Source organism: Rhodoglobus aureus, from assembly GCF_039527955.1.
Classification (GTDB): domain Bacteria; phylum Actinomycetota; class Actinomycetes; order Actinomycetales; family Microbacteriaceae; genus Rhodoglobus; species Rhodoglobus aureus.
In genome coordinates this window covers 1-817 of sequence record NZ_BAAAKW010000041.1, presented here as the reverse complement: position 1 = coordinate 817, position 817 = coordinate 1, and the positions used below count along the sequence as shown (strand labels likewise).

Annotated in this window: 1 protein-coding gene; it reads left to right on the top strand. The window is 61.7% G+C overall.

Translation table 11 applies throughout. The annotated features are described in order from the left end of the window. Positions 1-725: IS21-like element helper ATPase IstB (gene istB / locus ABD112_RS11530; protein ID WP_425563835.1), on the top strand; the 725-nt coding region annotated here is incomplete at its 5' end. Positions 726-817 lie beyond the last annotated feature (92 nt).

Sequence of the window (817 nt, the reverse complement as noted above, 5' to 3'; positions counted from 1 at the left end):
CCGCCTGCAAAACTCTTTATCTGACGGGGACAGCGAAGATCGCCGCGTCGATGGCGGAGGAAGCGGCACGAGCGCGGCTGTCTCATCAGGGTTACCTGGCCGAGGTGCTGACCTTCGAATGCGACCAGCGCGAGGACCGGCGCCGCGACCGACGAGTGAAAGAAGCCAAGTTCCCACGCCCGAAACGACTCGAAGACCTGGATTTGGCACACATACCCGATCTGCCGCCGGCAACGATGACCCAGCTGGCTGGCGGCTCCTGGATCGATGCCGGTGAACCACTGGTGCTGCTCGGGGATTCCGGCACCGGCAAAACGCATCTACTCATCGGTTTAGGCACTGCTGCCGCGGAACAAGGCCGTCGTGTCCGATACATCACCACCGCTGCGCTGGTCAACGAGCTCGTCGAGGCCGCCGATAACAAGGAACTGTCCCGGCTGGTCGGTAAATACGCTCGCCTGGACCTGCTGTGTCTTGACGAGGTTGGCTACGTCAAACTCGATACCCACGGGGCGGAGCTGCTGTTCCAGATCATCACGGCTCGAGAGGAACGAGCATCGATTGCGTGCGCCTCGAACGCTAACTTCAGCCAGTGGGGCCAAACCTTCACCGACCCCCGACTGGCCGCAGCCATCGTGGACCGGCTCACCTTCCGCGGCCACATCATCAACACCGGAACCGATTCCTACCGCCTCAAAACCACCCGGCAAGCACAGAAAGGCTAACCCGCCGCGACCAACGGCAACCCAGAAAACCCTACCCGGGGTGGGGCCGAATCAAACGACAAACCCGGGGCCAAATCAACTTGCTATTCCCA